The following is a 25,758-nucleotide window of genomic DNA, read 5'->3' as shown; positions in this document are numbered from 1 at the left end:
GCGAAACCGCTACGATAACGCGGCCATGCCGGTTCCGTTCATGTGACGGGCAGATCGGCAAGCATGGCAAAACGCGGCCGAAACGACGACGCCCCGTGGCCGGGGCGTCGTTCGCATCGGGGGGCTGCCGGCTCAGAGGTCGGCTTCGACCTCGTTGCCGCGCGCCTCGAGCCAGGCACGGCGGCTGCTGGCCTCGCCCTTGCCCATCAGCATGTTCATCAGCTCGCGCGTGTTCAGCGATACGTCGTCGGCGACGCCGACGCGCAGCACCCGGCGGGTGTCCGGGTTCATCGTCGTTTCGAACAGCTGTTCGGCGTTCATTTCCCCGAGGCCCTTGAAGCGCGAGATGCTCCACGCGCCCTCGCGGACCTTCTCGGCGCGCAGCTTGTCGAGCACGGCGCCGAGTTCGCCGTCGTCGAGCGCGTAGAACTTGCGCGGCGGCTTCTGCTTGCCGCTGCCGGCGACGTCGACGCGGTACAGCGGCGGCTGGGCGACGAAGACGTGGCCGGCGTCGATCAGCCGGGGGAAATGCCGGTAGAACAGGGTGAGCAGCAGCACCTGGATATGGCTGCCGTCGACGTCGGCATCGGACATGATGATGATCTTGCCGTAGCGCAGGTTGCTCAGGTCCGGCTTGTCGCCCGGGCCGTGCGCGTCGACGCCGATTGCCACCGCGATGTCGTGGACTTCGTTGTTGGCGAAGATCTGGTCCTTGTCGACTTCCCAGGTGTTGAGCACCTTGCCGCGCAGCGGCAGGATGGCCTGGAAGTCCTTGTCGCGGCCCAGCTTGGCCGAGCCGCCGGCCGAATCGCCCTCGACCAGGAACAGTTCGCAGCGCTCGCTCTCGTCCGAGGCGCAATCGGTCAGCTTGCCCGGCAGCACGGCGACGCCGGACGATTTCTTCTTCTCGATCTTCTGTGCGCCCTTCTGCCGGCTTTGCGCTGCACGGATCGCCAGTTCGGCGAGCTTTTTCCCCAGCTCGACGTGCTCGTTCAGCCACAGCTCGAACGGCGACCTGACCATGGTCGAGACGAGCTTGAGGCTGTCGCGGCTGGTGAGCTTGTCCTTGGTCTGGCCCTGGAACTGCGGGTCGAGCACCTTGGCGCTCAGTACGAACGAGCAGCGGCCGAACAGGTCTTCGGGCAGCAGCTTCACGCCCTTGGGCAGCAGGCTGTGAAACTCGATGAAGGTCTTCACCGCCTGGAATACGCCGTCGCGCAGCCCCGATTCGTGCGTGCCGCCGGCCGGGGTCGGGATCAGGTTGACGTACGATTCGCGGTTGACCGGGCCTTCGGCATTCCAGGTGAACGCCCACGCGCAACCTTCGCCCGGCGCGAACGTTTCGTCGTCGCCGTCGGCGTATTTTTCGCCGCGCAGGATCGGCGTCAGCGTCTCGTAGCTGGCGAGCTGTTCGCTCAGGTAGCCGGTCAGGCCGTCCGGGTAGGTCCACTCGCGGCGGAGGAACTCGCCGCTGGCCTGCTCGACGTCGAGCACGACGACGAGGCCGGGCAGCAGCACCGCCTTCGATTTGAGCAGGTGTTCGAGTTCGGCCTGCGGAATCGCCGGCGAATCGAAGTACTGCGGATCGGGCTTCACGGTGACGGTGGTGCCGGTGTCCTTCTTCGCGGCGCTGCCGGTCACGGTCAGCGGCTCGACGACGTCGCCGCCGGCAAACACGATCCGGTGCTGTGCGCCGTCGCGCTTCACGTCGACTTCGAGCCGGGTCGACAGCGCATTGGTCACCGAGACGCCGACGCCGTGCAGGCCGCCCGAGAACGCGTAGGCGCCGCCGTCCTTCTTGTCGAACTTGCCGCCGGCGTGCAGTTGCGTGAACACCAGCTGTACCGCCGGCACGCCCTCTTCCGGGTGGATGCCGACCGGAATGCCGCGGCCGTCGTCGGACACGCGCAGGCTCTGGTCGCGCCACAGCGTCACGCGGATCGTCTTCGCGTGACCGCCGAGCGCCTCGTCGGCGGCGTTGTCGATCACTTCCTGGCAGATGTGCAGCGGGTTGTCGGTGCGGGTGTACATCCCCGGCCGGTGCCGGACCGGGTCGAGCCCCTTGAGGACCTTGACCGCGGATTCGTCGTAGCGTGGCGTGCTCATGGTTTCACGTGAAACATTGGATGCGGCGAGTCTAGCAAGCCGTACCGGATTGAAGAAGGCGGATTATTCAGCGCCGGTTGCGCGCTGCCGTACTGCCACAGTCGCCGGCTGCCGTTCGGCAGGCGACGGGGCCCCGGCCGGAGATTGGGCGAGTGGTGGCCATTTTCCGTCGATGGCGTCGCAACGCGGAAAAAACCGTTCCGGCTATTTTGATCGATCTGTCGCGATCTTCGGCGAAAACGAGGACATGCTTTGTTCGAGTTCTTGTCGTTTTATGTGGTTAAAATCGTTAAATTCAGACTAAATATCGATAACATCGCTTATTTGCCAATGCAAAAACGACTGAAAATCACCCCGAGCAGGTCGTCCGAGCTGAATTCGCCGGTGATCTCGCTCAATGCGTTCTGTGCCAGCCGCAACTCTTCGGCGAACAGCTCGATCTGCAGGTAGGCGGCTTCGGCGCTGTCGAGGTGGTCCTGCGCGCGGCGGATCGCATCAAGGTGGCGCTCGCGGGCGATGAACACCGCCTCGCTTTCGCCCTGCCAGCCGACGCGCGCGAGCAGCGCCTGCCGCAGTGCCGCGAGGCCGAGACCGGCCTTGGCCGAGACGCGGATCTCGTCGGCCGTGGCGGCGGCTTCGCCGCTCGGGCCGTCCCCGGTCAGGTCGATCTTGTTGAACACGCGCAGTACCGGCAGCGTGGCCGGCAGACGTTCGAGAATGGCCCGGTCGTGCGCGGTCACGCCTTCGCGGCTGTCGAGCAGCAGCAAGGCCAGGTCGGCGCGGTCGATCGCGGCCCAGGTGCGTTCGATGCCGATCTTCTCGACCACATCGTCGGTGTCGCGCAGGCCGGCGGTGTCGATGATGTGCACCGGCACGCCGTCGATGGACAGCAGCTCGCGCACGGTGTCGCGGGTGGTGCCGGCGATGTCGGTGACGATGGCGACATCGTCACCGGCCAGCGCGTTCATCAGGCTGGATTTGCCGACGTTGGGCTGGCCGATCAGTACGATGTGCGCGCCTTCGCGCAGCAACCTGCCCTGGGTTGCGGTGGCGAGTACCGCCTGCAGTTGCGCGGCGATGCCGGCGAGCTTGCCGCGCGCGTCGGCGGCCTCGAGGAAGTCGATGTCCTCCTCGGGAAAGTCGAGCGTCGCTTCGACCAGCATCCGCAGGGTGATCAGCTGGTCGACGAGCTGGTGGACTTCGCGCGAGAACGCGCCGTCGAGCGACTTGAGCGCCGAGCGCGCCGCGGCTTCCGATTGTGCGTCGATCAGGTCGGCGACGGCTTCGGCCTGCGCGAGGTCGAGCTTGCCGTTCAGGAAGGCGCGCTTGGAAAACTCGCCGGCTTCGGCGTGGCGGGCGCCGAGCGCGATGCAGCGCTTGAGCAGCATCTGCAGCACCACCGGGCCGCCGTGTCCCTGCAGCTCGAGCACGTCCTCGCCGGTGAACGAGTTCGGCCCCGGAAACCACAGGGCGATGCCCTCGTCGAGCACGCTGCCGTCGGCCGCCCTGAAGCGGGCGAAGTGCGCATGGCGTGCGGTGAGCGGGCGGCCGATCAGCGCCTGCGTCAGCGCCGGTAGGCCGGGGCCGGACAGGCGGATGACGCCGACGCCGCCGCGCCCGGGCGCGGTGGCGACGGCGGCGATCAGTTCGGGATTCTTCATGGCTTCAGTGTTCATGGACGTGATGATACGGGCTGGCCCTGCTGCCGTCGCGCAGGTGGTAACGGCGGCGGAATGCCGCCGGCGTCATCGCCTTGTGGCGGCCGAAGGTCCGGTAGAACTGCGCGGGGCTGGGAAAGCCGCTCTGCTGGGCGACGATCTCGACCGGCAGCCGGGTGCTGATCAGGAGGTCGCAGGCGTGGCCGATGCGCAGCTCGGCCAGATAGGCGCTGACGCTGCCGAGCGGCTGCAATGCGAACAGGCGCTTCAGCGTGGCGACGCTGGTACTGGCGGCACCGGCCAGATCGGCCAGCCTGAGCGGTTCGCGGTAATGCCGGTACAGGTACGCCAGTGCGGCGGCCAGGCGGGGCTCGTCCGGCGGCGGCGCCACCGCGGCGCCGAGCCGGCGGACATCGCCTGCCTGGTGCAGCCGTTCGAGCAGGGTCAGCAGCGCGGTCAGCCGCGCCGGGCCGCGGGCCAGCCGCAAGGCGCTGAACAGCGGGTCGGCGGCGGCGGCGCAGGCCGGGCCGAACACCAGGCCGGCATTGACGCCGGCCAGCCAGTGCGCGAGATCGCGCAGCTCGGGCAGCAGCGCTGCGACGCTGTCGAACCACTCCGGCCTGAACTGGATCACTTCGACCTCGTGATGCCGGCCGTCGCTGCGCGGCTCGGCGTGCCAGGTATGGGGCTGGTTCGGCGCGATCAGTGCGAGATCGAGGTCGCCGAAGCGGTCGACATCGTTGCCGATGTAGCGCACGCCGCGGGCATGCCGGGTCAGGGTCAGTTCGAACTCGGGGTGGTAGTGCCACTGGAACGGCACGCGTTCGACGTCGAGGTATTCAAGGCGCCAGAGCTGCTCGCCCGGGTAATCCAGATGTTCGCGTATCAGCATGAGCAAAATGTAACGCCGTGGATGAGCTGATTGTAGAGAAGGTTGCGCTGCTTGACGACGTCCGGCCGGCCCGGCGGCGGTACGCTAGCGTCATTCATCGGACGGAGATTCACCATGACCACCTGGCATGCCCGGGCCCTGCTGCTCGACATGGACGGCACCCTGATCGACTCGACGCCGGCGGTCGAAAAAGGCTGGACCCGCTGGTGCATCGACCACGGCATCGCGCCGCAGTCGGTGATCGACATCTGCCACGGCTGCACGTCCGAGTACGTGCTCGGCAAGGTCGCGCCGCATCTGGACGTTGCGACCGAGAATGCGGTGCTCGACGGCTACGAGATCGAATACGCCGCCGAGGCGGCGGTGCGTCCCGGCGTCGCCGCGCTGCTGGCGGCGCTGCCGTCCGATCGCTGGGCGCTGGTCACGTCGGCCGGGCGCGAGGTCGCGCTGACGCGTTTCCGGCTGGGCGCGCTGCCCTGGCCCGGCGTGGCGGTGGTGGCCGAGGACGTGGATCAGGGCAAGCCGTCGCCCGAGCCGTATCTGCGTGCGGCCGCCGCACTCGGTATCGACCCGCAGGACTGCATCGTGTTCGAGGACGCCGCGGCCGGTGTTGCATCGGGTCTGGCGGCCGGTTGCCGGGTCGTCATCGTCGGCGATCACGTGCCGATGCAGCCGGGCGTGATCGGCCGGATCGCCGATTTCGCCGCGGTCACGCTGCAGCTGCAGGGCGACGCGCTGCAGCTGACCTTGCCGGCCTGAATGCCCCGGCCATGAAAAAAGCCGCCCGGGGGCGGCTTTTTTTCGCGGGTGCGCTCACGAAAAGCGTCACGAATTCTTCGCGTGCTTCTCTTCGTTTTCGACCTTGCGGGTGATGTACCACTGCTGGGCGATCGACAGCACGTTGTTGACCACGTAGTACAGCACGAGGCCGGCCGGGAAGAACAGGAAGAACACGCTGAACACCAGCGGCATGATCTTCATCATCTTCGCCTGCATCGGATCCGGCGGCGGCGGGCTCAGCTGCTGCTGGATGAACATCGTCACCGCCATCAGCACCGGCAGCACGAAGTACGGGTCCTTGGCCGACAGGTCGTGGATCCACAGCGCCCACGGCGCCTGGCGCAGCTCGACCGCAGCGATCAGCGCCCAGTACAGCGCGATGAACACCGGAATCTGCACCAGCATCGGCAGGCAGCCGCCGAGCGGGTTGACCTTCTCGGTCTTGTACATCTCCATCACGGCCTGCTGGAACTTCATCTTATCGTCGCCGTGACGCTCCTTCAGCTGCTCCATGCGCGGCGCGAGCTTGCGCATCCTCGCCATCGAACGGTAGCTGGTCGCGGCGAGCGGATAGAACAGCGCCTTGATCAGGATCGTCAGCAGGATGATGGCCCAGCCCCAGTTGCCGACGACCTTGTGGATCTGGTCGAGCACCCAGAACAGCGGCTTGGCGAAGATCGTGAAGATGCCGTAGTCCTTGACGAGGTCGAAGCCCGGCGCGATCTGGTCGAGCACGCGGGTTTCCTGCGGGCCGACGAACAGCTCGACGGTCTTGTTCAGCGTCGCGCCCGGTGCGATCTGCGGCAACGTGGCCACCACGCCGGCCGAATACAGCCCGCCCGGCACGGCCTTGAGCTCGTAGCTGCACGCGGTGTCGCCGCAGATCGACGGCTTGTCCTTCGGCGAGGCAATCCAGGCGCTGGTGAAGTAGTGCTGGACCATCGCAACCCAGCCGTCCTTGGCCGACTTCTGGTACTCGGCTTCGTTCTTGTCGAGCTTGGCGAAGTCGACCTTCTGGAACTTGCCCGCGTCGGTGTAGACCGCCGGACCGGTGAAGGTGTGCGTACCGAACATGCCGGTGCTGGTGCCTTCCGGCGCCTTGCCGTCGCGCAGCAGCCGGTAATAGGCTTGCGCGGCGAGCGGCTTGCTGCCGCCGTTGGCAATCTCGTAGCGCACGTCGACGACGTAGGAGCCGCGCTTGAAGGTGTAGATCTTCGCGACCTTGACGCCGTTGGGGCCGGCGGCATCGAGCCGCACGTCGATCTTGTCCTGGCCTTCGGCAAGCGCGTAGCTCGCCTGCGTGGTGGTGAACACGCTCTTGTGCGTCGGCAGGCCGTCACCGATCAGGCCGGTCTGCGCGACATAGGTATGCGCGCCGTTTTCCTCGAGCAACACGAAAGGCTTGGCCGGATCGTCGATCGCGCCGTACTTGTTCAGCACGACCTGACGCAGGTCGGCACCGTTGGTGTCGATCTCGGCAGTCAGCAGGTCGGTCTTCACCGTGACCCGCGCGCCGTTGGCGAGCTTGCCGGTTTCGGCCTGTGCGGCGGCGGCGGCCGCTGCCGGCGAGGTGGCGGTCGCCGGTGCGCTGGCCGCAGGCGGCGTGTTCAGCTGCGGATATCGTTTCTCCATCCACTTCTGCCAGAAGAAGAGGATGCCGAACGAGACCGCGATGAAGAGAATCAGTCTTTTGGTGTCCATCGTGTACTCGGAAAGTCAGGGGACGGGGTCGTGACCACAGCCGCCCCACGGGTGGCAGCGGCAAAGCCGGCGAATTGTAAGCCACCCGCCGCGCCCGGCGCCATGTTTAACAATTGCCTCGATCGCGTAGTGCGAACACGACGGTGTATAGCGGCAGCGCGGGCCGATCAGCGGGCTGATGCACCATTGGTAGAACCGGATGATGCCGACGGCCAGTGCGCTGAACGGGCGCCTGCTCATGGCGCGTGCCTGGCGCGCTGCTTGCGGAACAGCGCCAGCAGCGCCTGCCTGGCCGCCGCACCTTCACCGCGGCCGAAAGCCCGGCGCGAACGGACGACCAGATCGAGCCCGGCGAGCTCGGCGGCGTTGAGCCTGAACACCTCGCGCGTGCTGCGGCGGATGTAGTTGCGCACCACCGCCCGCTTGTCGGTCTTGCGGCCGACGACCATGCCCAGGCGCGCATGCGTCAGGCCGTTCGGCCGCGCCAGCACCTGGAAATAATCGTTGCTCGCCGACGAGCGCAAACTAAAAACGGATGAATAATCATCCGTTTTCAGCAGGCGCAGGACCCGCGGGAAGCCGTAGCGAAGAGCGGGCGCCATGCCGGCGCTTCCTGGCTGCTTAAGCCGACAGGACAGCGCGGCCTTTGGCGCGGCGCGAGGCGATCACATTGCGACCGCCGTTGGTCTTCATGCGGGCGCGGAAACCGTGGGTGCGCTTGCGGCGGATAACGGACGGCTGGAAAGTACGTTTCATGACTAGAATTCCTGAGCGGACAAAATCGACAGTAAACCATTGATTCCACAATAAAGCCAAGGTCTTGTCAACCCTTTCGTCGGCTGTGTGGGCGGGATGCCTGTGGATAACTTAGCCGTCTCAGGGTAGAATCCAGCTGATCCATCATCACTTCGCCATCGGCTTCGCACCGGCTCGCCCGCCTGAATTCATGCTTCCGGCGCGGCCCGCTATCGTCGCGAGGCTGGCCCCCTTCTATGTCCGCGCTCGAAAATTGCTGGGCCCACTGCCTGACCGAACTCGAAGGCCGCCTTGGTGCCGACCAGTTCCGCATCTGGATCCGCCCGCTGGTGGCCGAGCCCCATGACGACGCGCTCAACCTGATCGTTCCGAACCAGATTTTCCTGCAGTTCATCCGTGACCGCTTCCTCGGGCTGATCGAGGAGGCCGCCGCCGGTTTCTGCGGCGGCGAAGCGCCGGCCATCTCGCTCAAGGTCGGCAGTGCCGCGCGCAAGGCCGCGCCAAGCCCGGCGGCCGCCGCGCCGGCGGTGGCGCGCCGGCCAAGCAGCAACCCGGCCAATCCGGCGCCGGCGCCCAAGCCGGTGATCGCCGCTGCCGCTGCCAACCACGAAACCACGCGGCTCAACCCGAACTTCACCTTCGAGACGCTGGTCACCGGCAAGGCCAACCAGCTGGCGCGCGCCGCCGCACAGCAGGTCGCCGAGCACCCGGGCGAGAGCTACAACCCGCTGTTCGTCTACGGCGGCGTCGGCCTCGGCAAGACCCACCTGATCCAGTCGATCGGCAACCTCGTGCACCAGCGCAATCCGGCGGCGAAGATCCGCTACATCCACGCCGAGAAGTACGTGACCGACGTGGTCAAGGCGTATCAGCACAAGGCCTTCGACGAGTTCAAGCGCTACTACCACTCGCTCGACCTCCTGCTGATCGACGACATCCAGTTCTTCGTCGGCAAGGACAAGACGCAGGAGGAGTTCTTCTACCTGTTCAACGCGCTGGTCGAAGGCCACAAGCAGATCATCCTGACGTCGGACCGGATTCCGCGCGAGATCGAAGGCCTGCAGGAGCGGCTGACGTCGCGCTTCTCGTGGGGGCTGACCGTCGCGATCGAGCCGCCGGAGCTCGAGATGCGCGTGGCGATCCTGATGAAGAAGGCCGAGCGCGAGAACTTCAAGCTCGATTCGACCGTGGCGTTCTTCGTCGCCAAGCACATCCGCAGCAATGTGCGCGAGCTCGAAGGCGCGCTCAAGCGCGTGCTCGCGTACTCGCGCTTCACCAACCAGCCGCTGACGCTCGACGCGGCCAAGGAAGCGCTCAAGGACATCCTCGCCGCCGGCAACCGGCTGATCTCGGTCGAGAACATCCAGAAGACCGTTGCCGACTTCTACAAGATCAAGGTCGCCGACATGCACAGCAAGAAGCGCACGCGCGACATCGCCCGGCCGCGGCAGATCGCGATGACGCTGACCAAGGAGCTGACGCAGATGAGCCTGCCGGCGATCGGCGACGCTTTCGGCGGCCGGGACCATACGACGGTGCTGCACGCCTGCCGCACCGTCGACGACCTGCGGCAGAAGGACCAGGAGCTCGGCCACCAGTACGGGGTATTGCTGCAGATGCTGCGCAGCTGATCGGTACGCCATTCGGCGGCTGCGCTCGACGAAGCCGGCGTCGGGCGGTGCTCGCAATCCTCATGGACTTTGTGTCCATTCCGGTTGCTGCGCTCCGTCCTCCTTGGCTTCGCCTTCGCTCGCCGGCCGACTGGCGCAACGATGCCGGCCATCAGAAGCCGCTGATTTAAGGTAAAATTCGGCGGTTACACCTCTAACAATTTTTCGCGGATGGGATGTCATGCAACTGTTGCAAGCTGAACGCGATGCGCTGCTCAAACCGCTCGCCACGGTCACCGGGATCGTCGAGCGCCGTCACACGCTGCCGATTCTGTCGAATGTGCTGATCCGCAAGGCCGGTGACACGCTGTCGTTCACCGGTACCGATCTGGAGATCCAGATCGAGAGCCGTCAGAGCGAAGGCTTTTCGGGCGACGACTTCGCGATCACCGTGTCGGCCAAGAAGTTCTCCGACATCCTGCGTGCGATTCCGGACAAGACCGTCGTCAGCCTCGAAGAGGCCGACGGCCGGCTGACGCTGAAGGCCGGCAAGAGCCGCTTCCAGCTGCAGACGCTGCCGGCGGGCGATTTCCCGACCCTGGCGGTTGACACCAACCTCAAGGCGACCTTGCGCATGCCGCAGGGCCAGCTGAAGGCGCTGCTCGGCCGCGTCCAGTACGCGATGGCGCACCAGGACATCCGCTACTACCTGAACGGCCTGTTCGTCGTCACCGAAGGCAGCCACCTCAAGCTCGTTGCGACCGACGGCCACCGCCTCGGCTTTGCCTCGACCGAGCTGGCCACGAGCTTCGACAAGAACGAAGTGATCCTGCCCAGAAAGACCATCCTCGAGCTGTACAAGCTCTTGGGTGACGTCGACGACGAAGTGGCGATCGACATCGCCGGCAACCAGGTCAAGTTCAGCTTCGGCACCATCGTCATCCATTCCAAGGTCGTCGACGGCAAGTTCCCCGACTACAACCGGGTGATTCCGCAGAACAACGACAAGCTGCTGACCATCGACCGCACCTCGCTGCTGTCGTCGCTGCAGCGCGCGGCGATCCTCTCGAACGAGAAGTTCCGTGGCGTCCGGCTGGTGCTGACCGAGGGCCTGCTGAAGATCCTCTGCAACAACAACGAGCAGGAAGAGGCGCAGGAAGAAGTCGAAGTCGCCTATCAGGGTGCGCCGCTGGATATCGGCTTCAACATCCAGTACCTGCTCGACGTGCTGACCAACCTGAGTGCCGAAACGCTGCACTTCAGCTTCGGTGACGTGAACTCGTCGGTGCTGGTGACGATTCCGGACAACGAGCACTTTAAATACATCGTCATGCCGATGCGTATTTAAGGTGGCCGCATAAGAATGACCCTGCTTGCTCACTCCTTGTCGCGCGGTACTCGCCCTCCTCACGGACATCCGGTCCGTTCCGGTGGCTGCGTTCCGGGCTTCGCGATTGAGCCGCGCACGGCCACTTTTCTGCTCCATTTCAGCGCCTGACAAGCCGCGCTGAACCAGGCCGGGGGCAACCTTGGCCTTTTTGCATTTTCAGAGACACGACATGAGCGACCTTTCGAACGAGCAGAACGGCCAGGACTACGGCGCGGACAGCATCCGCATCCTCAAGGGGCTGGAGGCCGTGCGCAAGCGCCCGGGCATGTACATCGGCGACACCCAGGACGGCACCGGCCTGCACCACATGGTGTTCGAAGTGCTCGACAACGCGATCGACGAGGCGCTGGCCGGCCACTGCGACACGATCCGGGTCGTCATCCATGCCGACAACTCGGTTTCGGTCGAGGACAACGGCCGCGGCATTCCGACCGCGATCAAGGAAGACGACGAGTTCAAGCGCTCGGCCGCCGAAATCGTCATGACCGAGCTGCACGCCGGCGGCAAGTTCGACCAGAACAGCTACAAGGTCTCCGGCGGCCTGCACGGCGTCGGCGTCTCGGTCGTCAACGCCTTGAGCGACTGGCTGCGCCTGACCATCCGCCGCGACGGCCACGCCCATAGCATGGAGTTCCGCCGTGGCGAGCGCGTCGATCCGCTCAAGATCATCGGCACCACCGACAAGCGCGGCACCGAGGTGCACTTCCTCGCGTCGGAAGAAACCTTCGGCGTGGTCGAATTCCACTTCGAAATCCTCGCCAAGCGGATTCGCGAGCTGTCCTTCCTCAACAACGGCGTCAACATCACGCTGATCGACCGCCGTCAGGGCAAGGAAGAGAACTTCAACTACACCGGCGGTGTCAGCGGCTTCGTCGAGTACATGAACCGCAACAAGTCGGTGCTGCATCCGCACATCTTCCACGCCATCGGTGAGAAGGACGGCATGACCGTCGAAGTGGCGATGCAGTGGAACGACACCTATCAGGAATCGGTGCAGTGCTTCACCAACAACATTCCGCAGCGTGACGGCGGCAGCCACCTGACCGCGCTGCGCCAGGTGATGACGCGCACGCTGAACCAGTACATCGAGCAGGGCGATTTCGCCAAGAAGGCCAAGGTCGAGACCAGCGGCGACGACATGCGCGAAGGCCTGACCTGCGTGCTGAGCGTGAAGATGCCCGACCCGAAGTTCTCCAGTCAGACCAAGGACAAGCTGGTGTCGAGCGAGATCGGCCCGGTCGTGTCCGAAGTCATCAGCCAGGCACTGGCCGACTTCATGCTCGAGAATCCGAACGATGCCAAGATCATCTGCGGCAAGATCGTCGAAGCCGCGCGCGCGCGCGACGCTGCGCGCAAGGCGCGCGAACTGACCCGCCGCAAGGGCATCCTCGACGGCATCGGCCTGCCGGGCAAGCTGGCCGACTGCCAGGAACGCGATCCGGCGCTGTCCGAACTCTATCTGGTCGAGGGTGACTCCGCCGGCGGCTCCGCCAAGCAGGGCCGCGACCGCAAGTTCCAGGCCATCCTGCCGCTGAAGGGCAAGATCCTCAACGTCGAGCGCGCGCGCTTCGACAAGATGCTGTCGAGCCAGGAAGTCGGCACGCTGATCACCGCACTGGGCTGCGGCATCGGCAAGGACGAGTTCAACATCGACAAGCTGCGCTACCACCGCATCATCATCATGACCGACGCCGACGTCGACGGCTCGCACATCCGCACCCTGCTCTTGACCTTCTTCTACCGCCAGCTGCCCGAGCTGGTCGAGCGCGGCTACATCTACATCGCCCAGCCGCCGCTGTTCAAGCTCAAGCACGGCAAGAGCGAGACCTATCTGAAGGACGAGGCCGAGCTGAAGCAGCACCTGCTGCGCGCCGCGCTCAAGGACGCCGAACTGCTGCCGGGCGAAGGCCGCCCGGGCATCGGCGGTGACGCACTGGAAACGCTGGCCAAGCAGTACTTCGTCACTGAAGCGGTGATCGAGCGCGAAAGCCGCTTCCTCGACCCGAGCATCCTGCAGGCGCTGCTGGCGATCGAACCGATCACGCTGGGTTCGGAAGCCGAAGCGCAGGACGGCGCCGCCCGCCTCACCGCGGCGGTCAACCACCCGGCGTTCACCATCGAAGCCGACGCGCTCGAGGAAGGCTGGCAGCTGAAGATCGAACGCAAGCTGCACGGCGTGATCACCATGCAGTACATCGACGACGACTTCATCCAGAGCGGCGACTACGCCCAGCTGAAGAAGACCGCGCTCGCCCTCGCCGGCCTGCTCGGCCCGGACGCGCAGGTACGCCGTGGCGACAACCGCCAGAAGGCGCCGACGTTCAAGGATGCGCTCGACTGGCTGATCGGCGAAGTGCGCCGCAACGTCTCGATCCAGCGCTACAAAGGCCTCGGCGAAATGAACCCCGAGCAGCTGTGGGAAACCACCATGGACGTCAACGTCCGCCGCCTGCTCAAGGTCAGCGTCGACGATGCGATCACCGCCGACGAGATCTTCACCACGCTGATGGGCGACCAGGTTGAACCGCGCCGGCACTTTATCGAGCAGAATGCGCTGGTGGCGCGGAATATTGATATCTGATATTGTAGGATCCCATCGAAATCTAGATTTTTCCCAAATTTCTAGATTTTTGAGATGTCTTGAGTCGTGTAAGCATGGCTCAGAAAAGCCCCTGTAGGGGCTTTTCTTTTGGCTCTAATTCAGCCTTCAGCATAGGCCGACGTCGATATTTGGCCTTCCAGCAGGCATATCTCACCACTGTACCAAATTCAATGGTCTACAGTGATATCTGGTACTAGAAGTGTAATCTCGACGGAGCATTTTTCCATTTCCGTATTTTCACCAGCTTGAAGCAACTTCAATTTTAACTCCCCTCCTGCTTCATTCATCACCTTCTTTTCGCCTAGAGTAAATTGCTTGGTTTCTTGTAGTGCTTGCATGCAATTTTTTATTTTTTCTGGAATTACCTCTTCACCATAGTTTTCGCGAATGGTTTTCAGTGCCCAATCTTTAAACTCATCGGATAAGACAACCGATTTTCCTACGTCTCGCTTTCCTGTGGGTTTCTTTACTTCGGAGTAGGTAAGTAGCGCGGAAATAAAAAAATCTTTGGGGGAGTTACGTTCTTGCGAAAACTGCTTGGCGTCTTTCCAACGAAGCTTTGCCTGTAGTGCAATTGCTGGAGGTGGATCTATTTGTGTTCCAACTCTGCCTAAGGTACGCAAAACTTCTTCCTTCACTTCTTGAGCAAAAATTTCATTCATAAGAGCAATGCGTTTATATTTCTTGCTCTGTAACTCTTGAATTGTATGCGTGACAATATCATCTGCTTGCCAAGTCAACATCGTATAGATCGTGCCTTTCTTATTGTCACTGCACAAAAGATGGCGGATACCGCCATTATGTTTCCCATATAGCTTTTGCTCTGCAAGATCCTTGTAACTATTATAGTTTGTTGCATTGGCACCAACACACAGAACAGATTTGGTTAACTCGCACCTTTGCAGATCACATGCGGGGGTAATAATTAGAAAATACTTCTCATTTTCTATATCAGTCAATACCTCACCAAACCGAATGGATGCATCAGATTTAATGGGGGGGGCAAAAACGACCTCTGCGAACATACTTGATAGAGATCTACCCTGTTGTATTTGTCCTGAAAATCCTATGGATTCAGTTTTTAGGCAATTCTGCAGCGTGCTCGGGAGAGCAATTCGGCGTGTTTTTGCTGCCAGTGCCTCTGAGAAAAGCCACGTCAAATATTCCGGAATTGGCTCCTCCTCTGCATCCAAGCGAGCCAGATCTAGCAACCGCAGATCGTGAACTTCAAGATCATCGCACTGGTCTTTGAATTCCTCGATTGCCCCTTCCGCTGCTTCAACCAAGTTTTCAATGACAGCTTCTAAAGCCTTATTTGCAACATACGCAGTAGTCTTTCTTGAAATCCGATGGTCCAGCACCTCTATTGAAATGTCGTGTTTCCGCAGGACATCAAAAAAAGAAGTTCTAGATCTAACTATGCCCCGAACTTTCTGCTGAATTTCTAATTCAGCACGAGAGGACATGATAAAAAGCAATTTTACTTGTTTTAATGCTTCGGCATGCTTCGTAATTCTTTTGAATGCATCCTCATCTCTTTCGTCATCTCCCAAATAGAAATCGACAAATGCTATATCCGCAGAAGAGAGTGATGGAAGGGCGCTTTCCATGTCGGAAAAGACCCTGACATTATCAGAACCACACAGGATTTTTAGTTTGTCGGCTACTAATTGCGGAGTGCTTTTTTGTCCTTGAAGATTTAGGATGGCTTTTCCAAAAAGCAAGCCTAAATTTGCCAAAGGATGTGCGTTGGTAGTATGTGCGGCCCAAAGTTTTACTATTACAGCGTGATCACTGGTTGCTTCTGTGAGAAGCTCGTCCAGGCCGGGGCCTTGGCCGTTATGTAATATCATTCTTAATGCATTTTGAGCTTCGTCGCTATCTGCAATATGCTCCACCCAATTACTTTTATCTTCCAAATCTAGAGCGCCGGGCACCGGAGGACCAAAAGCATCATCGACAACAACAGCATTCCCAAGCACAAATGTCATCTCTTCTTTCCTGTCACCATCTGCGTTTTTAAGCCTCTGCGAATGAAATGCTAAATGTTCTATACATTCCATCGGCATCTGGGCCAATCAGTTGTAGCGTGGCATTATTTTCTTCTGCAAGTTTTCGTGCAATAAACAACCCTAGGCCACGCCCATCCCGTGGGGGTTTTGAGGTTACAAACTGGTCGAAAATTTCGTCAGCCCTATCTTCTGAAATTCCCGGGCCATTATCAGAGAGGCGTATTTCTCGTTCAATGCGATCCAGCTGAATGGAAATTTCCCCCTGTTTTGATTTGTCAAATCGATTCGATAGCCAGTAAAATGAATTACTTAGTAAGTTGTCAAGAATTTGCAGTAGTTGACCCTTTTCAATTTTTTCACGCCACTCTGATTTTCCACTTGAAACCTCGTTAACATGGAGCGAAATTTCATGCCTTTCAGCTTTTGTTTGATGGAATTCAGCAAGAATCATTACAACATCTTTAATGTTTTCGAGTTGGCGAATTTGGCGCCCTGGAATACTTAACTCATCAAGGATACGGACACGTTTTTCAAGCGTTTTGAGTTGAGCCTGTACTACATCTGGAGAGAGATTTCCGGCTGCTACAGCCTTCAGGGTATCTTGGGTAATTCTCGAAAGTTCGTGAGCGATAAATTCCAACATCAAACCGACCCCGGCGAGATGGATATACCCTTCCATGTCTTTTTCAAAGTTGCGAATACGTAGTTTTGCGCGTTCCCACGCCTCGCTCACTTCTTCAAGGTGATGCATTACTTTTGCCACATTTTGGCTTTCGCTCGGGGTACTCTCACTGATTTTTTGAAGAGTAGCAACAGCGACCTCTTTGGAAGTAGAAATGCGCTTCTCTACGTCCTCAGCCACCTGTTCTATTGGAGAGTCACACTCGCGTTCGACTTCTTCCAAGAATGGTCTGCAGTATCCGATAATGACATATCGAAGTAGCCGCCGAAGGGCCTCCTTATCAAGCGTATCGCGAAAACCCTCGCGATTTGTCTGATCTTGTAGCAAGGGATTAGCAATTGAAGACAAACGAAGGTAGCCAGCGATTTGAGCGCGATTTAATTTAAAAGCCCCGGATGCTAAAGCTTTTTTGTCTAGTGCAAGCCAATCATCGGATCTTTCTCCGTATGGATACACTCGGTACCCATCGCGATATACCAAAAGACCGCCACCCCACTGATTAAGGAATACCTCAATGAGGTTGGTATACAGTTCTGAATCGCGCTTTCTAATTCTACCGCGATTAAACCAATAGAACTTCATCTCCCATGGGCCGAGATGGTTTAGTGCATGTGCAACAATTTCCGCATCTACCAATAAAGGCTTTTGCCCATTTTTCTTCTTCGCACTTACCTCTTCTCTGACGCACGACCTAAGATGGTCGCTTTTTATTGTGACTGTCTTTTCCCGGTGATGCTCTAAATAATTAACGCTAATGGTAAGTTCGGGCTCGTTGTTGTTGGTGTACCGTAACTTTGCATCGACTATCGCATCACAGTATTTGAGAGGCTCGCGGTCAAGAATCGGTACTGTAACAGGGTTACCCTGATATCGAACCTTAATGAACTTATTGGCTGTCAGGCTTTGAAATGGATCCGCAATTTTGGCCAAATCTTCTTTGGCGATTCTTTGAATTTTTTCTAAAGACCAGTCACCTTTCAGATCTCTAATGAAAATTTCTGTTCCAGAACGAGATACTTCGTCAACTTCACAGGGATAACTGAATGGCTTGAAGTCGAGAATTGGGTCGTTTGCGTTAAGCGTTGGGTCTTGGGCTGCTGGCCGCCAATCCATTCGAAGGCGATGCCATTCTTTGTCATGGGTTTGTTTTGTTTTGAGAGTGATATAATGCCCAAGACGCATAGCTGAAAGACGACCGATGCCTTTTTCGCCCAGGGGAATCTTAGTATTAGTGTGTGTGTACTGAAGCCTAGAGCTATTACCTACAGTAGCTTTAATCAGCTTCTTTTTTTGCTCCAGACGAGTTGGGGTGCCGACAGTTAGGTAGTCTCCAGACAGTAATTTCAAAGACATCCCGCTGCCAGTATCTATTATCGCTATTCGGCTAGATTGAAGATATGCAACCTCTAAGTTTTCACGTATTTCGTAGAGCGTTTTTGGTTTTCCATAGTGCTTTTCAAAGCGCTCCTTCGACCAATCCGTAGCTTTTGAATCCCAGTAAGCTGAAATTGACTCATTGAACTCGTCGATATCGAATTCAGCTTCTGCACCCATGGATTCATAGCTTTCTACTAAGCCCTTGAGCTGCATATAAGCGGAATACTGCATTCCTATGCAGATATCTATCAAAACGGATGGGGACTCCGCATCTAGCGAATTTTTAACAAGTTCGTAGAGTGCGATAGCATCTGAGCTAATCAGCTCCTCCCCAAGTTCTAAGAGTACGCGTGCTTTGAATTCAAATGCCATATGTGTTTAGCTTTTTATGGTTATAACTGACAGACCAAGCAACCTTGGTCGTCATCCTCATCTGCTACTTCTCCAGATTCCGCTTGAGAAAACACTTCCATCAAAGTTGCATTCTCTTTTCGTGCAATCCGTCGTTCAAAACGAATGATGTGCTCTCGCTTGATCTGCTCCACCCGCTCTGGCTTCTCAAGCTCCGCCAGACTTTCCCCTTGGCTCCACGTGAAGAAATTGCCGGTTTTCTCGTAGGGACGCTCGTATTCCTTCGCCTTTTCATAGAGATCTGGGTACGTCTCCTTCAAGCGGACCCATTCGATTTTCTGCTGGTAGAAGCAGAAGTAGCATCCAGAACGGGTTCGGCCCCACTTGGTATAGGGCGGCATACCGACACCGGACACCTGCAAGATTTCTTCGATGTCCCGCAGGATCAAACCATCCTCTCGGAAGGGGTAGACTGGGGTGATATTTGGCTTGTGGCTGATATAACCGCTCCGGTTTTCTTCGGCCCGCAGCCCAACATAGTTGATGACCTCATCATCGCCGCAATAGTCCTCAAAGGGCTTGAGCTTCAGCATCCGCGTACACCAGCGGCGATGGTTCGAGGGAATCATGCCGCCGTACATTTCATACCAGTGGTCAAAACCAATGTCGGCGTTCAGCCGCACGACCTCTTTACCAAGATAGTTCGAGATACGTTCCAGATACTCGTAGGTCTCAGGAAGCTCCTTCCTCGTGTCGCTGAAGATGTACTCCATCTCAGGAACACGGTCGCGCATGTAGAGAGCTAACGCGGCGCTGTCCTTGCCACCCGACAGGCTCAAAATATGCCTAACCCGCTTTTCGCTCACCTGCGGCATCCTTTTCATTTCCTACAGCTTGTTGCAACTCGGTCAGCGCTTGTGCGAGTGCGGCAATCGCTTGGCCTCGGTTTCCGGCTGCTTCCTGCATGACTGAAGCAGCAACCGATTTCGCCATCTGCTTGGCCTCGTCGCTCGCCGCCACGAATACAGAGGTTTCTTCCCCGCTGGGCAAGGTCATGGTGACCTCAAGGAAGCGCTCCCCTGCTCGCTTATTTGTACCGCTCTGGCGCACCAGCTTTATCCAGCGCTTGTAATGGCCACACAGTTCCAGCAGTGATTGCTTGAACCGTGGGAGTGTCTCATCACGCCAAGTGTCCAGTGGGCGCTCCACCAAGAGGCCAGCCACCGAGTCCAACCACTTCTCATCGGTGAGTGTAAGGTTCGTGCAGCGTAGTATAAAGCTTTTCAGCTTTGCTTCGGCCAAGTCAGTAACTGCTTCAGCGCAGTCGTGTTGCAATTGTGCTCGGATTTGTTTGAGCCCACCCGACAGGGAAAATCCTTCCGTGAGCGCCCGGATCACATCATCCTGTAAACGACGTTGCGTCAGACTGATTTCAACAAGCACGTCGGTCAGCCATTTTTCAAATGAGATATCTTTCGTCTTGGATGGGCCAAAGTGTTCAGGCAACTCGACAGTAAGTAGTCTGATCGGGTCAGTTGCTCGTAGCACAGACGTACGCACTAGCTTGGCATCTGGGGAGATAGCTACAGTACCAGCCGAATATTCACTTAGCCTGGATACCCAGCGGATCATCGTACGGGCGATTTCGATGTAGCTTAGCGCTCCATAGGGCTCAAACCCGACCGCTGCCAGTGCATTCCGATAATCATGGAGAAGCGCTGTACTTTCGTTACCAACTGGCAATTCACGCAGCTCAAATTGCTTGGGGTTACGAAACATTCGGGCCAAATGCTCCGCAGTCAATTCCAGTACAAACGTGTTGCGCTCGAAGACCGCGCACGAACGGCGGCGGGTCAACAGGTACATTACAATCCAGACCCCTGCAGGGCCAGCCCGTAAGCCTAATGGAGGCTGCGCCAATGCTGTCAGCACCTGCTGAAAATTCGGGCGCTCGCTGCTAGACAGCACATCACCGATAGCTATCCACACCTGCCGGATATCAGTCTTGGCACCCGCCTTGGGCTCGTGTACCTGCCAGGCACCATCCTTCGCCTCCGTAAGTAACCCGGTGTTCAACAGCAATGTCGACGCTATCAAACGCTCCGGTGGGAACTCGTTATCTTTAAAGAGGGGAGCATCAAAATTTCCAGCTATTAACTTTTCGAACAGCTTTTGTCGACCAAGCACAATCGCAGGGGATGGATTGTCTTTATTGATGAGCTCGTTGACGATTTTCGGCGAACGAGGGAATACCTGATCAAACAACCAGGATGCCACCCGGCTCAAGTTCATGCGCTCGCCGTCAGGAACCAACTTGCCGCAATGGTGAAAGCCAGGACCGGATTGACCCACCGGAAACAATAGTTCGGAAAGTACTTTTTGCTGTACCTTCTCGCGGGAGGCTCCAAGACGAACGTCAACGTAACGGTTGGTCCAAGGGTCAAGACGGCGCGTATTTACCAGTTCTTGTACCAAACACCATGTTGAGTATTCGACCAATGCTTGTTTGGCATCCTTAGACAGGGGCAGCAAGCAAGTCAGCACCAAGGGATCGGAAACTTGTGCCACTTTCTGGGCAACCAAGGGCTGCTGTGCAGAGACAGCTTGGTCGGCCAAAATGACGTGTAGTTCTCCATCCGGCCTAAGCTCATTTTCCAAAGGCTGCTTGCGCTGAGGCCATGCATCTGGCGTTGCAATCACAGCTGACAGCGTCCGGATGACCCCGGTTTTATCGTAGTGTCTGCTCGCAATCACGGGATGGCTTGAAGTCAGGCGGTGCAGCCCAAGAACCAATAGTTCAGCCTCTGGCTTATCAGCTGCCTGCTCATACACAGCCTCGATATTGACCGCTTCGGAAACGGCTAGCGCGTATTCGTTAGTTTTGCGCCGATGCAGTAGCAACTCTCGGTCTACCAAGCGCTCAAGTGCTTGCCCAATTACTGAAGCATCGAAAGCATAGCCAAGTGCGAACTGAAGCAATGGCAGAGAAATAGGCTGCCTTAGCGTTGACTGGGCCAACTCGAGGACAGCAATCGTTTTGAACACAGCCATGTCAGCCGCGTGCGTGCTCTCCACCTGATCTGCAACAGTGCGGGCGAATGTCCAGCGGCGCTCCATGGCCAGATCGCGGAAGCGCAGCGAATGGCCACTGGCGAGGAACTCGAACACCTCAGGCAATCCCAACCATGAAGAGGCGTCGACCAAACTGCTAGATGCGAACCCACGTAGGCCAAATGGCTCGTGTCCACGCAAGAAGGCGTGGAAAGAGCGCTCGCTTTGGCCATAGCGTTTTGACACAACAGCCATAGCTGCTACCGTCAGCGGATGGAGCGGGTAGAGGCAATACGGTTTAGCGAGAATTTCCGCGTCCGTTTTACTGTTGAAACGCAGAAGTTGCTTCTGCTGTGCTTGCTCATACAGTGCTACAGCGCGCTCGCGAATGGCAGTATGTTCGAGAATAGTTGGCTTTACACCAAGTGCATGAGCAGCAAACAACGCATAACGTTCGATAGGTTCGTCGAAAGCAATTTCCTCGAACCGCGCCGCCACCTTATGCCACTCATCTTCCAATGATCGCCCAACCCCACGAGCATACTCACTGAAATGCTGGTGCAGCATCGTGATGACAGCCAATGTATCGTCCTCTGGCCGGCAGGCTAGCTCAGCTACACGCTGTAACGCCATCAAGTCGCCTTCTTCCGGACGTAGAGCCGCGTGTTCGACAAATTTGCCCAGCTCATCGATAAGCAACAACACGCCGGTGTAGCCTTGGCTAAGCGCTGCACCTATAAAGTCCTGCAGCAGAGCTGTAACATTGGCGCTAAAACTCAAACCGTCATATTGGCCTGCAGCAAGATCGATCCTTTTGCGCAGCGTGGTTACCGGTCGTGTCTTGCTCCAGCGCTCGCTCACTTTGAGTATCTCTCTCGCAAGTGCTTCGCCAATGGAAGATCGCGACCCCACTATTGCCAATGGCAGACGATTAGACTCGGCATCGAAATGTAGCGCTGTAATAGGTGCAACCCGAGCCAAGCGCGGCAGGATGGAATCATGCACACCTGCTTGCATGAGGTGCGCAATCAGCAGGCCAAGGGCTGACTTACCGCTGCCATATGGCCCGACAATTTTCCAAGCGCGCTGTGGACGTTTTTGCGCGAACGTTTCGCCAACGAGCTCTAGGACCGAGATCGCTGCCGGCGTGATCAAGTAGCTATCAAGAGCCCGCGGATCGGTAAGATCACGATCCAATGCGATCGACCGCATAAAACGGCCATCAAGCTCAAGGTGATCAATCAACTCAGACATGTGCGCTTACCTCCGCGCGTTGCTTCTGTGGGAAAAGGTACGCAGTAGGTACCCGATTCAGGTCGAGAATGATGGTTTGTGTATCAGCGGTATCAATAAACCGAAGCGCTCCCGTCAGCGTATGCTGCGCAGCCTCGTCAAGGAACAGGCGAAGCTGGAGCTCATCTAGGCGAAACACGGTGCCAGGGCTGAATTGCCCATTCAAGCACGCCTGCATGGAAACGCTTCTAGTGCCTTCGCCAGCTTGCCGAGACAGAAAGTCCACTAGAGCAAAAGCAAACGCACGGGCGCTGAGGCCCACCGGAGGATGCTGAGCTACAACAAACTGGGTACGCGTTGAATCGTCCCTAACGGTTTGAAGCAAACCCAAATTTTGAAGCGGGCTCCATGAAGTATCGTCACCGCTCTTCTCGTCTTGGTAATAGGTTTGGCAAAGAATATTGGCGTGCACTTCCAAAGTACTCAATACCAAGCTACGACTCAGAAACTGCCCCCGCTCCTTCAATCGTTCAACCAACAGTTGTTTGTCGAACCGACTTAGCGCATTGCTGCCAAAGACCAGACCCCAGGCGGCAAGGTTGCCACGGGTGCACAGCCACCAATGCAGTAACCACAAGGACTCTTGGTTTTCCAAGTAGGGGTCGAGGCCTTCCGGGCCTAGCAGAAGACGCCCCAACGGGCCGGGCTCTAAACCCCCTTGCTCACCCGCTCCAACGACGCCCATCGACTCCCCCCAGAACAGGATCGAGCGCACCATGTTGCGGCCTATCCCCAGGACTTGCGTTGCTTTTTCGTCTTCTTTGAGAACACGCGCGTCCGCGAGAACGGCGTTGTACAGTTTGGGAAGCCAGCCGTACCGGCAGATAAAGGACTCGTGCCCAGAAAAACGTTCGGCACGTTCGTGTTGTGTGCTCATCGAATGCCCCTTGTGTGCGTGGCCCGTGTAGATGGAGTTGAGTCCGGGGCCGTTGGAGCTTCTGCTCGCTGCAAGATAATGTGCTTGGTTTCTGTGTCAAAGTAGAGATCGACTGCGTCGCCCTCTCGGAGGCCTGCGTTGCGCAATAGTGCTTCGTTCAACACAACGCGCCCCAATTTTTGTATTTTTTTGGTATCAAGCAAGACTTTTTTAGACATTTCTATGCCTATCTCATACCTTCGGATAATCTAAAATTTTACCTCCTCTAGGAGCGCACCAGAAGGGAAAACCCACACTTATTGCGACTCAACGGCCACAAAACCACAATCATTCACATGTGATCTGCATAACGTCACCATGAGCACACCACAAGACGACTCCGAAGCGGCCAAACATCGGTATGCGCTAGCGCTTGAAGCGCAAAAATGGGACTACCGAAAACAGGAACTGCAGTATCTTGAGGCCGGACAGCACATTCGCTCTCTAAATGTTGGGTTTCGTCTGATTGGCTTCCAAAGCGCAGCTGGCCACTCTTCCAGGCACGCGCGCTTTTGCGTACCTTGATCACTCAGTCTGTCAATGCGAGCCAGCCATGAGCCACCGCCTGCACAGCAATGCCCGCACCACACCGCTCACCCGCGAGGAAATCCGCCACTCCAGCCTCTCGCAGCGCGAGCTGATGCTGCGCTACAGCGTCGGCAAGGACACCATCCGCAAATGGCAAACGCGCGACGAATTCACCGATCGGTCGCACCGCCCGCATACCCTGCACACTACCTTGTCCCAGACGCAGGAAGCGCTGGTGCTGATTCTGCGCACCACCTTGCTGCTGCCGCTCGATGACCTGGCCGCGGTGGCCCAGCGTTTCATCAACCCGAACGCCACCCGATCCGGCATCAACCGGCTGCTGGTGCGCGAAGGCGTCGGCAACCTCAAGACACTGCAGGCGCAACTGCAGCCGGAAGAACCCGCCGCGCCCTCCAAGGGCTTCAAGGACTACGCACCGGGCTACTTCCATTTGGACATCAAGTACTTGCCGCAGATGCCCGACGAAACCTCGCGCAGCTACCTGTTCGTCGCGATCGACCGGGCCACCCGCTGGGTGTTCCTGCACATCTACCCGGATCAGTCCGAAGCCAGCAGCGTCGACTTCCTGCAGCGCCTGTACAAGGCGGCGCCGATGAAAATCGAGAAACTGCTGACCGACAATGGCAGCCAATTCACCGATCGCTTCACCAGCAAAGCCAAGACCCCGAGCGGACGGCACGTGTTTGATCGCCGTTGTGCAGCCTTGGGGATCGAGCATCGGCTGATCCCGCCGCGCACGCCGCAAATGAATGGCATGGTCGAGCGTTTCAACGGCCGGATCAGCGAGCTGGTGAAGCAGACCCGCTTTGCCAGTGCAGCGGAATTGGCGCAGACGTTGGACGATTACCGGAACGCCTACAACCATCACATCCCGCAAAAAGCGCTGGGCTTCCGGTCACCGATCGAGTCGCTGAAAATGTGGCAAACAGAGCGACCGGAATTGTTCAAGAAAAAAATCTACAAACAAGCGGAACCCGACATCTAAACCAGCTGATGTGGCAGATCCCGGGCATGTCCATCGCAATCACAGGAGGACTCTGGTATGGGGCCTCACTGGCCGATGCTGAAATTACACGCGCCTTGATCTTGTCTTTTGCTGCCTTGGTTAGTGCGCTGACCGTGATTGTCCTCTGGCGCTTGCGATCAATCATTGGGCGTAACCTTGCGGCGCAACGGGCCTTCCAAGGCGCAGCCGACACCTCAAGCAGGTGGAACAAGACCGTCATTAGCTGTTGGACAGTAGCACTGGCGTCTGCTGTGATACTGAGCGTGCTTGGAGCTTTCAATCCAGGCAAAGTAGGCAAAGGAACCAAGCCTGAAGACGCTCCACCGCCCGCGCTTACCTCTCCGACAGCATCTCTTACGCAGAATTCACGCTGCAGCAAGTCGACAAGTACGGCAAAAGGATCATCATGTCCTTAATGCCTTGGCATGCATACGACACATCTAGCCATGGCTACTTCGAAAGCTATGAAAAACTGCAATTTGCGCGGACGCACCGCGCCTTCTTACGATATTTGCCCCTGCCCGGAGGAAAATGCTTGGATGTTGGTGCAGGCTCAGGACGAGATGCTGCTGCTTTGGCAAGACGCGGGTACCAAGTAACGGCCGTTGAACCCAGCATCGGTTTACGCACCTTAGCGATGCGGGCCCATCCCGACCCCCGGATTCATTGGATCGACGACAGTCTGCCCGAACTGAATGTCGTTATGGGATTGGGTGAGAGGTACGACTTCATCTTGCTCAGTGCAGTGTGGATGCACATTCCTTCTCCACAAAGAAAGCTCGCACTGAGGCGGCTGATCCAATTGCTCTCCGATGGCGGGCGGCTTGCCATGACACTTCGACTGGGTGAGCCCAGCCCTGAACGGGTAATGCATACAGTATCGGTGGAAGAGATCTTGACACTAGCCAATGAGCTGGGGCTAACCATCATATATAAAAGCCGCATCAATAAAGACTCCTTAAAGCGAAATTCCGTTGCATGGAGAAAAATTGTCCTTTCGACCTCCCTCCGCGTTTGAGTCGTACT

At 58.3% G+C, this 25,758-nt stretch carries 18 protein-coding genes; 6 read left to right on the top strand and 12 right to left on the bottom strand.

What is annotated here, in order from left to right:
* Positions 1 to 132: 132 nt before the first annotated feature.
* From parE to BJP62_RS11045, 3 genes are all read right to left on the bottom strand, one after another.
* Entirely contained in the window at positions 133 to 2,106 is a 1,974-nt protein-coding gene (gene parE, locus BJP62_RS11055; protein WP_070529691.1) for a DNA topoisomerase IV subunit B, read from the bottom strand.
* 320 nt (positions 2,107 to 2,426) lie between these two features.
* Positions 2,427 to 3,782, bottom strand: coding sequence for a tRNA uridine-5-carboxymethylaminomethyl(34) synthesis GTPase MnmE (mnmE, locus tag BJP62_RS11050; protein ID WP_083300869.1), 1,356 nt, complete (start codon positions 3,780 to 3,782; stop codon positions 2,427 to 2,429).
* Positions 3,772 to 4,656, bottom strand: a complete 885-nt coding sequence (locus tag BJP62_RS11045; RefSeq protein ID WP_070529689.1) for an AraC family transcriptional regulator — start codon at positions 4,654 to 4,656, stop codon at positions 3,772 to 3,774. The genes mnmE and BJP62_RS11045 overlap by 11 nt, the downstream gene beginning before the upstream one ends.
* 114 nt (positions 4,657 to 4,770) lie before the next feature.
* Between BJP62_RS11045 and BJP62_RS11040 the strand changes: the two genes are divergently transcribed.
* Positions 4,771 to 5,415 (top strand): HAD-IA family hydrolase, encoded by a 645-nt coding sequence (locus BJP62_RS11040; protein ID WP_070529688.1) that lies wholly within the window; start codon positions 4,771 to 4,773, stop codon positions 5,413 to 5,415.
* A 66-nt stretch (positions 5,416 to 5,481) separates the two neighbouring features.
* Here the strand turns inward: BJP62_RS11040 and yidC are convergent, their stop codons facing one another.
* Genes yidC through rpmH form a run of 4 tightly spaced genes read right to left on the bottom strand, consistent with a single transcriptional unit; the run spans position 5,482 to position 7,893 of the window.
* Positions 5,482 to 7,137 (bottom strand): membrane protein insertase YidC, encoded by a 1,656-nt coding sequence (gene yidC / locus BJP62_RS11035; protein WP_070529687.1) that lies wholly within the window; start codon positions 7,135 to 7,137, stop codon positions 5,482 to 5,484.
* A gap of 15 nt (positions 7,138 to 7,152) precedes the next feature.
* Positions 7,153 to 7,377, bottom strand: coding sequence for a membrane protein insertion efficiency factor YidD (gene yidD / locus BJP62_RS18085; RefSeq protein WP_083300868.1), 225 nt, complete (start codon positions 7,375 to 7,377; stop codon positions 7,153 to 7,155).
* Positions 7,374 to 7,739 (bottom strand): ribonuclease P protein component, encoded by a 366-nt coding sequence (rnpA, locus tag BJP62_RS11030; RefSeq protein ID WP_070529686.1) that lies wholly within the window; start codon positions 7,737 to 7,739, stop codon positions 7,374 to 7,376. The genes yidD and rnpA overlap by 4 nt, the downstream gene beginning before the upstream one ends.
* 19 nt (positions 7,740 to 7,758) lie before the next feature.
* Positions 7,759 to 7,893 carry a 50S ribosomal protein L34 gene (rpmH, locus tag BJP62_RS11025; protein ID WP_070529685.1) on the bottom strand — a complete coding sequence of 45 codons (135 nt, stop codon included), beginning with the start codon at positions 7,891 to 7,893 and terminating at the stop codon, positions 7,759 to 7,761.
* Between the two features lie 236 nt (positions 7,894 to 8,129).
* Between rpmH and dnaA the strand changes: the two genes are divergently transcribed.
* From dnaA to gyrB, 3 genes are all read left to right on the top strand, one after another.
* A complete protein-coding gene (gene dnaA, locus BJP62_RS11020; RefSeq protein WP_070529684.1) occupies positions 8,130 to 9,524 on the top strand; it encodes a chromosomal replication initiator protein DnaA in 1,395 nt (464 codons plus the stop codon).
* A gap of 220 nt (positions 9,525 to 9,744) precedes the next feature.
* Complete coding sequence (dnaN, locus tag BJP62_RS11015) at positions 9,745 to 10,851, top strand: DNA polymerase III subunit beta (RefSeq protein ID WP_070529683.1); 1,107 nt, start codon at positions 9,745 to 9,747, stop codon at positions 10,849 to 10,851.
* 211 nt (positions 10,852 to 11,062) lie between these two features.
* Entirely contained in the window at positions 11,063 to 13,474 is a 2,412-nt protein-coding gene (gene gyrB / locus BJP62_RS11010) for a DNA topoisomerase (ATP-hydrolyzing) subunit B (protein WP_070529682.1), read from the top strand.
* A gap of 188 nt (positions 13,475 to 13,662) precedes the next feature.
* On the opposite strand, the gene BJP62_RS18435 is transcribed toward gyrB, so the two are convergent.
* Genes BJP62_RS18435 through BJP62_RS10995 form a run of 5 tightly spaced genes read right to left on the bottom strand, consistent with a single transcriptional unit; the run spans position 13,663 to position 23,138 of the window.
* Entirely contained in the window at positions 13,663 to 15,486 is a 1,824-nt protein-coding gene (locus BJP62_RS18435; RefSeq protein WP_145927179.1) for a hypothetical protein, read from the bottom strand.
* A 28-nt stretch (positions 15,487 to 15,514) separates the two neighbouring features.
* The gene (locus tag BJP62_RS18080) at positions 15,515 to 17,938 is read right to left on the bottom strand and encodes an ATP-binding protein (RefSeq protein ID WP_083300867.1); all 2,424 of its coding nucleotides are present in this window, start codon (positions 17,936 to 17,938) and stop codon (positions 15,515 to 15,517) included.
* A gap of 20 nt (positions 17,939 to 17,958) precedes the next feature.
* Positions 17,959 to 18,792 (bottom strand): phosphoadenosine phosphosulfate reductase family protein, encoded by an 834-nt coding sequence (locus BJP62_RS11005; protein ID WP_070529681.1) that lies wholly within the window; start codon positions 18,790 to 18,792, stop codon positions 17,959 to 17,961.
* Positions 18,764 to 22,222 (bottom strand): hypothetical protein, encoded by a 3,459-nt coding sequence (locus BJP62_RS11000; RefSeq protein ID WP_070529680.1) that lies wholly within the window; start codon positions 22,220 to 22,222, stop codon positions 18,764 to 18,766. Before BJP62_RS11000 ends, BJP62_RS11005 begins: the two co-directional genes overlap by 29 nt.
* Positions 22,215 to 23,138 carry a DUF4007 family protein gene (locus BJP62_RS10995; RefSeq protein WP_070529679.1) on the bottom strand — a complete coding sequence of 308 codons (924 nt, stop codon included), beginning with the start codon at positions 23,136 to 23,138 and terminating at the stop codon, positions 22,215 to 22,217. The genes BJP62_RS11000 and BJP62_RS10995 overlap by 8 nt, the downstream gene beginning before the upstream one ends.
* Positions 23,139 to 23,730: 592 nt before the next feature.
* Here BJP62_RS10995 and BJP62_RS10990 point away from each other — a divergent pair.
* Both BJP62_RS10990 and BJP62_RS18070 read left to right on the top strand, forming a co-directional pair.
* Positions 23,731 to 24,711, top strand: coding sequence for an IS481 family transposase (locus BJP62_RS10990; protein WP_070529678.1), 981 nt, complete (start codon positions 23,731 to 23,733; stop codon positions 24,709 to 24,711).
* 427 nt (positions 24,712 to 25,138) lie between these two features.
* Complete coding sequence (locus tag BJP62_RS18070) at positions 25,139 to 25,750, top strand: bifunctional 2-polyprenyl-6-hydroxyphenol methylase/3-demethylubiquinol 3-O-methyltransferase UbiG (RefSeq protein WP_145927178.1); 612 nt, start codon at positions 25,139 to 25,141, stop codon at positions 25,748 to 25,750.
* Positions 25,751 to 25,758: the final 8 nt, after the last annotated feature.

The organism is Jeongeupia sp. USM3, from assembly GCF_001808185.1.
GTDB lineage: Bacteria > Pseudomonadota > Gammaproteobacteria > Burkholderiales > Chitinibacteraceae > Jeongeupia.
This window is presented reverse-complemented; position numbering and strand designations above follow the sequence as displayed.